Source organism: Sphingomonas sanguinis (genome assembly GCF_001476905.1).
In the GTDB taxonomy this organism is placed as follows: domain Bacteria; phylum Pseudomonadota; class Alphaproteobacteria; order Sphingomonadales; family Sphingomonadaceae; genus Sphingomonas; species Sphingomonas sanguinis_B.
The window spans coordinates 26,016-33,538 of the sequence record NZ_LDTE01000061.1 but is presented as its reverse complement, the minus strand read 5'-3'; the positions used below and the strand labels follow the sequence as shown (position 1 = coordinate 33,538).

7 protein-coding genes are annotated in these 7,523 nt (G+C 66.1%); all 7 read right to left on the bottom strand.

Annotation, left to right across the window (positions count from 1 at the left end):
- Positions 1 to 43: 43 nt before the first annotated feature.
- The 7 genes from SB4_RS10360 to SB4_RS10325 all read right to left on the bottom strand — a co-directional run bounded on the left by SB4_RS10360 (position 44) and on the right by SB4_RS10325 (position 7,413).
- On the bottom strand, positions 44 to 817 hold the full coding sequence (locus SB4_RS10360) for a peptidylprolyl isomerase (RefSeq protein ID WP_058752499.1): 774 nt from the start codon (positions 815 to 817) through the stop codon (positions 44 to 46).
- Between the two features lie 110 nt (positions 818 to 927).
- Complete coding sequence (gene coaD, locus SB4_RS10355) at positions 928 to 1,431, bottom strand: pantetheine-phosphate adenylyltransferase (RefSeq protein WP_058717986.1); 504 nt, start codon at positions 1,429 to 1,431, stop codon at positions 928 to 930.
- Positions 1,428 to 2,327 (bottom strand): polyprenyl synthetase family protein, encoded by a 900-nt coding sequence (locus SB4_RS10350; protein WP_058752495.1) that lies wholly within the window; start codon positions 2,325 to 2,327, stop codon positions 1,428 to 1,430. The genes coaD and SB4_RS10350 overlap by 4 nt, the downstream gene beginning before the upstream one ends.
- 3 nt (positions 2,328 to 2,330) lie before the next feature.
- Positions 2,331 to 2,570 (bottom strand): exodeoxyribonuclease VII small subunit, encoded by a 240-nt coding sequence (locus tag SB4_RS10345; protein WP_007406073.1) that lies wholly within the window; start codon positions 2,568 to 2,570, stop codon positions 2,331 to 2,333.
- Positions 2,571 to 2,717: 147 nt separating this feature from the next.
- On the bottom strand, positions 2,718 to 4,529 hold the full coding sequence (locus tag SB4_RS10335; protein ID WP_193753791.1) for a sensor domain-containing diguanylate cyclase: 1,812 nt from the start codon (positions 4,527 to 4,529) through the stop codon (positions 2,718 to 2,720).
- A 197-nt stretch (positions 4,530 to 4,726) separates the two neighbouring features.
- Complete coding sequence (gene clpA, locus SB4_RS10330) at positions 4,727 to 7,045, bottom strand: ATP-dependent Clp protease ATP-binding subunit ClpA (protein ID WP_058752493.1); 2,319 nt, start codon at positions 7,043 to 7,045, stop codon at positions 4,727 to 4,729.
- A gap of 173 nt (positions 7,046 to 7,218) precedes the next feature.
- Positions 7,219 to 7,413 (bottom strand): DUF1192 domain-containing protein, encoded by a 195-nt coding sequence (locus tag SB4_RS10325; protein WP_058752492.1) that lies wholly within the window; start codon positions 7,411 to 7,413, stop codon positions 7,219 to 7,221.
- Positions 7,414 to 7,523 lie beyond the last annotated feature (110 nt).

Below are 7,523 nucleotides of genomic sequence, written 5' to 3'. Positions count from 1 at the left end.
CCGATCCGCTCGGGCGGCAGCGCGAAGTCGAACAGATCTACGTTCACTTGGTGGCCGTTGCCGCCTTCTTGGTCGGAGCCGCCTTGGGGGCGGGGCGACGGGCAGGGGCGGGCTTGGCCGCCGCGCCGGGCAGCGTCACCGGCGCACCCAGGCTGGGGACAGGCGCAGGGGCCAGCGGCACATAGGCCGGGGGATTGTCCGCCGCGACATAGGCGTGGACGATCTTGCTCGGGTTCGCGGGCGGCTCGCCGCGTTCGATCGCGTCGACATATTGCATGCCGTCGATCACCCGGCCGAACACCGTGTACTTCTTGTCGAGCGCGAAGCGTGGCTGGAAGACGATGTAGAACTGGCTGTTGGCGCTGTTGGGATCGTCGGCGCGCGCGGCGGCCACCGATCCGCGCACATGCGGCAGATAGTTGAACTCGGCCGGAACATTGGGCAGGTCCGAGCCGCCGGTGCCATCGCCCTTCGGATCGCCGCCCTGCGCCATGAAGCCGTCGATCACGCGGTGAAAGGTCAGCCCGTCATAGAAATGGCGGCGGGTCAGCGTCTTGATCCGCTCGACCATCTTCGGCGCGACGTCGGGACGCAGCCAGATCGTTACCCGGCCCCCGGTCGACAGGTCGAGCAGCCAGAGATTCTCCTTGTCGGTGATCGGCGGCACGGGCGCGCGGTCGGCGACATTGGCCTCCAGCACCTGTGCGGCCTTGGCAGGCGTGCTGAACTTGGGCTGGACTTCGGCCTGTTTCTGCGCCTGTGCCGGAACGGCGATCGGGCTGGCCATCAGGACGGCAAGAGCGGCGAAAACGCGCATCATATCTCTACGACAAGGGAAGGAATGGGGAGGCTGTAGAGCAAATCGACCCTTGCGCCAATCTGAACCTTCGACCTGATTTTCCTCCCCTTGCAGGGGAGGAATGACGATCAGGACCCCTTGCGTCCGATCTTCTCCACCCGTTCGGCCACGTCCGCCGCGACGGCGGGGGTGACGAACTTGGCGATGGTGCCGCCATAGATGGCGATTTCCTTGACCAGGCGGCTGGCGATGGGCTGCAGCGCGACATCGGCCATCAGGAAGACGGTCTCGACCCGCGGATTGATCTGCTGGTTCATGCCCGCCATCTGATATTCATATTCGAAGTCGGCGACGGCGCGCAGGCCCCGGACGATGACCTTTGCGCCCTCGCGCTCGGCGAAATCCATCAGGAGCGAGTCAAAGGCGACGACATGAATCTCGCCCGCGACATCCGCCACCTCGCGCCGGACCATCGCCATGCGTTCGTCCAGCGTGAACATCGGCGACTTGGACGGGTTGGTGGTGACGCCGATCACCAGCCGGTCGACCAGCTTCGCGCCGCGCCGGATGATGTCCATGTGCCCCAACGTCACGGGATCGAACGTGCCGGGATAGACGCCGATCCGGGTCATCGATCGCGCTCCACCACATAAGTGGCGATGGCGCGGAGCAGATCGGCCTCGGGGCCGTAATGGCGCAAATGCTCGATCGCCTGATCGACCAGCATCCGGCATTGTTCGCGCGCACGCTCGACACCGAGCAGGCTGAGAAAGGTCGCCTTGCCCGCATCCTCGTCCTTGCGCAGCTTCTTGCCCGCCGCCGCCTCGTCGCCCTCGGCATCGAGCAGGTCGTCGGCAATCTGGAAGGCCAGCCCCAGGTCATGCGCATAGCCGCGCAAATGCGTCCGGCCCTCGGGGGCCACGCGACCCAGGATCGCGCCCGCCTCGACCGCCGCGCAGATCAGCGCACCGGTCTTCATCTGCTGAAGCCGGGTGACCGTGGCGAGGTCGAACACCTGCCGCTCGGCCTCCAAGTCCATCTGCTGCCCGCCCGCCATGCCGCTAGGGCCCGACGCACGCGCGAGGTCGAGGATCAGTTCGGAGCGGATAAAGGGGTCGGCATGGGTCGCCGGATCGGCCAAGATCTCGAAGGCCAGGGCGTGGAGGCAGTCGCCCGCCAGGATCGCGGTGGCCTCGTCGAACGCCTTGTGCACGGTCGGCTTGCCGCGCCGCATATCGTCGTCGTCCATCGCGGGCAGATCGTCATGGATCAGCGAATAGACGTGGATCGCCTCCAGCGCGGTCGCGACCCAGCCCGCGCAATTGCGGTCCACGGCAAACAGATGCGCGGTGGCGAAGACGAGCAGCGGGCGCAGCCGCTTGCCGCCGCCGATCGCGGCGTGGCGCATCGCGGCATAGAGCGAGGCGCGCGGATCGCCCGGGTCGGCGAGCAGCTCGGCAAAGCGGGCGTCGATATCCTCGGCGACCTCGGCCAGCGCCTCGGGCAGGGTGGTGGCAGTGAGCGTCACGCCTCAGCCCGCCTGAAACGGGCGGGTGCCGGCGGCCTTGCCCTCGGCATCCAGGCGGATCGCCTCGATCCGGGCCTGGGCGGCGTCGAGCCGTTCGGCGCAGCGCTGGCGCAGACGATCGCCGCGCTCATAGAGGCGGATCGATTCGTCGAGCGTCGCTTCGCCGCTTTCCAGTCGGCCGACGATCCTCTCCAGTTCCTTGAGGGCGTCCTCGAACGTCAGTTCTTCGATGGGCGTATCCATGACGCCGCTATGCGGCACACCCGGCGGGTGCGCAAGCAGCGTCGCGCTTAGCGCAGCCGGTTGACGGTCCAGGTGTAGAGAAACGAGACACCGAAAAGGCCCAGATCGACCGCGGCCTGCACGCGGCGCGGCGAACGATCGGTCAGGTCATGGGTCATTACGCGGATATCCGCCGTCGGATGACGATAGGCGAGCGCGACCAGCGCCAGCCCCAGTCCCGCCATCATGATCCGCCGTTCGCGCAAATGCCCGTCTCCCCAGCCTCGCATTACGCTTGGAGCGAACGCTGGGCAAGAGCGGGGCAGGCAGCGGCGGCATGTCGATCGCCACGCCCCAGCAGGCGCGGTCGCGGCCGCCGTTCTTCGCGGCGAAGAGTGCCTGGTCGGCTTCGCGATACAGGTGCCGCCAGTCGGATTCATCCCGCATCGGCCCCGTGCACAGGCCCAGGCTGGCGGTGACCTTCAGGCCGGAAGGATAGGCGACGGCGCGCAGGCGGGCGAGCAGTGTTTCCGCGTCGGGCGCGCGGGATGCATCGGCGAGCAATGCGAACTCCTCGCCGCCGATCCGCGCGACCAGCATGTCCAGCCCGACGGCCTCGCCCAGCGTGCGGGCGAAGATCCGCAGCACCTCGTCCCCCTCGTCATGGCCCAGCGTGTCATTGATCCGCTTGAAATGGTCGATATCCGCCAGGACCAGCGTCTGCGGCCCGCTGCGCCCGATCGCCTGCTCCAGAAAGGCGCGGCGGTTGAAGAGGCCGGTCAGCGGATCGGTGTCGGCCAGGCGCCGGGCAACGCGCTCGTCGGCGCGGGCCAGGTCGCGCTCGCGGCTGAGCAGATATATTCGATAGGCGACCCCGAGGCTGGCGATCAGCGCCTCGGCCCCCATCGACAGCACGGTGGACTGGTCGATCCAGGGGCGCCAGGCGATCAGATGCACGGCGTTCAGTACGCGGAACATGGCGAGCACGATCGGCGTGCCCCAGCCCAGCGCAAAGGCCCAGGCGAAGTTGCTCCGCCGTCGCCAGGCCTGCACGAAGACCGCGATCAGGAAGCCGAGCAGGACGGCAAAACCCGCCACCACCGCCGTGTCGAGCGGCCGAATCCACCAGGGGGCGAACAGCGCAAAGGCGATGTTGGGAACCGCGATCAGGACGAAGACCACGACCGACAGCCGGTCGAGCCAGCCGCGAAACACCTCCCGCTCGAAGAAATGGCGGGCGAAGACGACGATGGTTAGTGCGACCCCGCCCAGCATGATCGCGTTCCAGCGATGCCGCTCGTTATTGTCGAGCCAAGGCAGCCACTGCCCGATCAGCCCCGACGAACTGAGCGCATAGCCGGTGATAAAGAACAGAAGAAGGCAATAAACGGGCTGGAGCGGCTGACGCAGCGCGGGCCAGAGCGCAAGATTGTAAATGGCCAGTGCCACCACCATTCCCATGATCGCGCCGTAGAGCAGGCTGAGCTCCGACTCGACCTCCAGCGCCTCCGCATAATGCTGGAGCCGTGCGCCGCGTACGACCCCTCGCAGATTGGCCGCACCATGGACTTCCCACAGGATGCGGACCGGACGCGTGGCCGCGCGAGGCAGGGGAACCGCGATCATCGGCCCCAGCAACAGATAGCGCGAGGTCGTCGCGCTGGTGAAGCCGATGTGCCGGATGCTGCCATCGGCATAGAGGATGTGGAGCGTTGTCGCATTCTGCCAAGCGCTCGCGAAACCGATGCTCAGCCGCTCGTGCGGATCGCCCGGCAGTTGGGGCAGCGGTCGCGACAGGGCCCAGAAGTCGCCCGCGCCATAGGCCGACTGGTCGGGCGTGCAGTCAAAGGCTTGCGGCTGGGCGAGCAGGGCGCGGACGGTATCACCGGCCCGGATCGGGCGAAGACAGGTGGCGACGGCCTCCCCGACCTGGGCACGCGCCTCCGTCAGCGGCCAGATGGCCGCCAACAGTGCCAGCATCAGCACCCATAATCGGATCGGACCCACGCCGCTCATCGCCTGGGAATGTGCCAGTCAAACCCCGAAAATCAGGTTAATGGCGTCATAACCTGCGGTGGAGCGGGTGTGAAACTCCGATCGCCCACGGCCTGGAAAAAAAAGGGGCCGGGCGTCGCCACCAGGCCCCTTTCATCGGGATCATGTCGATCCGGTGCGTGTCAGCCCGCGTCGACTGAAGCGGGCTTGCCGCCCTTCTTGCGCGGCTTCTTGGGGGCTGCCGGTTCGATCGCGAAGGACAGGGCGCCGTCCTTCATCTTTACCGTCACCTCGCCGCCGTGCACCAGCTTGCCGAAAAGCAGTTCTTCGGCCAGCGGCTGCTTGATCTTCTCTTGGATCAGGCGGCCCATCGGACGCGCACCGTACAGGCGGTCATAGCCCTTTTCGGTGAGCCAGCTCTTCGCCGCCTCGTCCAGGCTGATATGGACGTTGCGATCCGCCAGCTGCAGCTCGAGCTGGAGGATGAACTTGTCCACCACCCGCGCCACGACTTCCGGCGGCAGGTAACCGAAGGGCACGATCGCATCCAGGCGGTTGCGGAATTCCGGCGTGAACATCTTCTGCACGGCCTGCTCATCCTCGCCCTCGCGGGTGAGGTTGCCGAAACCGACCGTCTCGCGTGCCATGTCGGCGGCGCCGGCATTGGTCGTCATGATGATGATCGTGTTGCGGAAATCGACCGTCTTGCCGTGGTGATCGGTCAGCTTGCCGTTGTCCATCACCTGCAACAGGATGTTGAACAGGTCGGGATGCGCCTTCTCGATCTCGTCGAGCAGCAGCACCGAATGCGGATTCTGGTCGACCGCATCGGTCAGCAGACCGCCCTGGTCATAACCGACATAGCCCGGAGGCGCACCGATCAACCGGCTGACCGAATGACGCTCCATATATTCGGACATGTCGAACCGCTGGAGCGGAATGCCCAGGATCGTCGCCAGCTGCCGCGCAACCTCGGTCTTGCCGACGCCGGTGGGGCCGGTGAACAGATAGTTGCCGATCGGCTTGTCGGGATCGCGAAGACCCGCCCGGCTCAGCTTGATCGCCGAGGACAGGTTCTCGATCGCGGCATTCTGGCCGAACACCACGCGCTTCAGATCGGTTTCCAGCGTTTCCAGCTGCTGGCGGTCGTCGGTCGACACGCTCTTCGGCGGGATGCGCGCCATGGTGGCGATCACGGCCTCGATCTCCTTGGGCGTGATCGTCTTCTTGCGCTTGCTGACCGGCACCAGCATCTGCATCGCGCCGACCTCGTCGATCACGTCGATCGCCTTGTCGGGCAGCTTGCGGTCGTTGATGTAGCGCGCCGACAGCTCGACCGCCGACTTGATCGCGTCGGGCGTGTACTTGACCTGATGGTGATCCTCGAACGCCGAGCGCAAGCCCGCCAGGATCTTGATCGTGTCCTCGATCGTCGGCTCGTTTACGTCGATCTTCTGGAACCGGCGCAGCAGCGCGCGGTCCTTTTCGAAGTGATTGCGGAACTCCTTATAGGTGGTCGAGCCGATGCAGCGGATCGTGCCGCCCGACAGCGCAGGCTTGAGCAGGTTCGACGCGTCCATCGCCCCGCCGCTGGTCGCGCCCGCGCCGATGACGGTGTGGATTTCATCGATGAAGAGCACCGCATGCGGCAGCTTCTCCAGCTCGTTGACGACGGCCTTCAGCCGCTCCTCGAAGTCGCCGCGATACCGCGTACCCGCCAGCAATGCGCCCATGTCGAGCGAATAGATGACGGCGTTCAGCAGCACCTCGGGCACATTGCCCTCGATGATCTTGCGCGCCAGGCCCTCGGCGATGGCGGTCTTGCCGACGCCGGGATCACCCACATAGAGAGGGTTGTTCTTCGACCGGCGGCACAGGATCTGGACGGTGCGGTCCACCTCGGGCCCACGCCCGATCAGCGGATCGACCTTGCCCGCCTTCGCCTTTTCGTTGAGGTCGACGGTGAACTGCTTGAGCGCGCTTTCGCCCTTGCCCTTCTCGGCGGGCTTGGCGGGCTTTTCTTCCTCGACACCCTTGGGCGGGGTCGATTCGGCGGTCGCGCCGCCCTTGCCGACGCCGTGGCTGATGAAGCTGACGGCATCCAGGCGGCTCATATCCTGCTGCTGCAGGAAATAGACGGCATAGGATTCGCGCTCAGAAAACAGTGCGACCAGCACGTTCGCGCCGGTCACTTCATCGCGGCCCGAAGACTGGACGTGCAGGATCGCGCGCTGGACCACACGCTGGAACCCGCTGGTGGGGGAGGGGTCGGTCGCCGCCTCGACCTTCAGCGCGTCGAGTTCGGTGTCGAGATACTGGGCAACCGTCGCCTTCAGCTCGCCCGTGTCGACATGGCAGGCTTCCATCACCTTGGAGGCATGGTCGTCGTCGATCAGCGCGAGGAGGAGGTGCTCCAGCGTGGCATATTCGTGGCGCCGCACGGTCGCGGCTTCCAGCGCCTTGTGAAGCGTGGTCTCGAGCGCGGGGGCGAAAGATGGCATCTACGATACTCCTTCCGAAGCGCCGTGAACCGACGCCTCGTTTCGACCAATGTCGGGACGGTGGGGCCCGGCATCAAGCGGGTGTAACGCACGGCCGCTGAACAAAGCGTATCGCGCGAACGAAAATTGCAGGGCCGCCTCGGTGCGTATGCGCTGGATGAGGCCCGGCCGGTTCACCGCTTGAAGAGCGCGTCGGCGCTGGCGCGGTGGAGCGTGGCGCGGTCCATGTGGCGACGGGTCCGCGCGATCTCCTGTTCCAACACCACGATTCGCGTCTCCAGTTCGGCAAGCGAGAGCGGGTCGAGATCCGCCTGCACCAGCGCGGTCAGGCTGTCGGGAAGGCGGATCGGAGAATCGTCCTGTTCCATAATGGGATGCAGCGTTGACCCGGCCGCCGCCGATGTCAATAACGGTGTCACGAGAGCCGATGATGGGGGGATGGCAGTCAGTGCACGCATTCGGCGAGGAAATGGGCGGC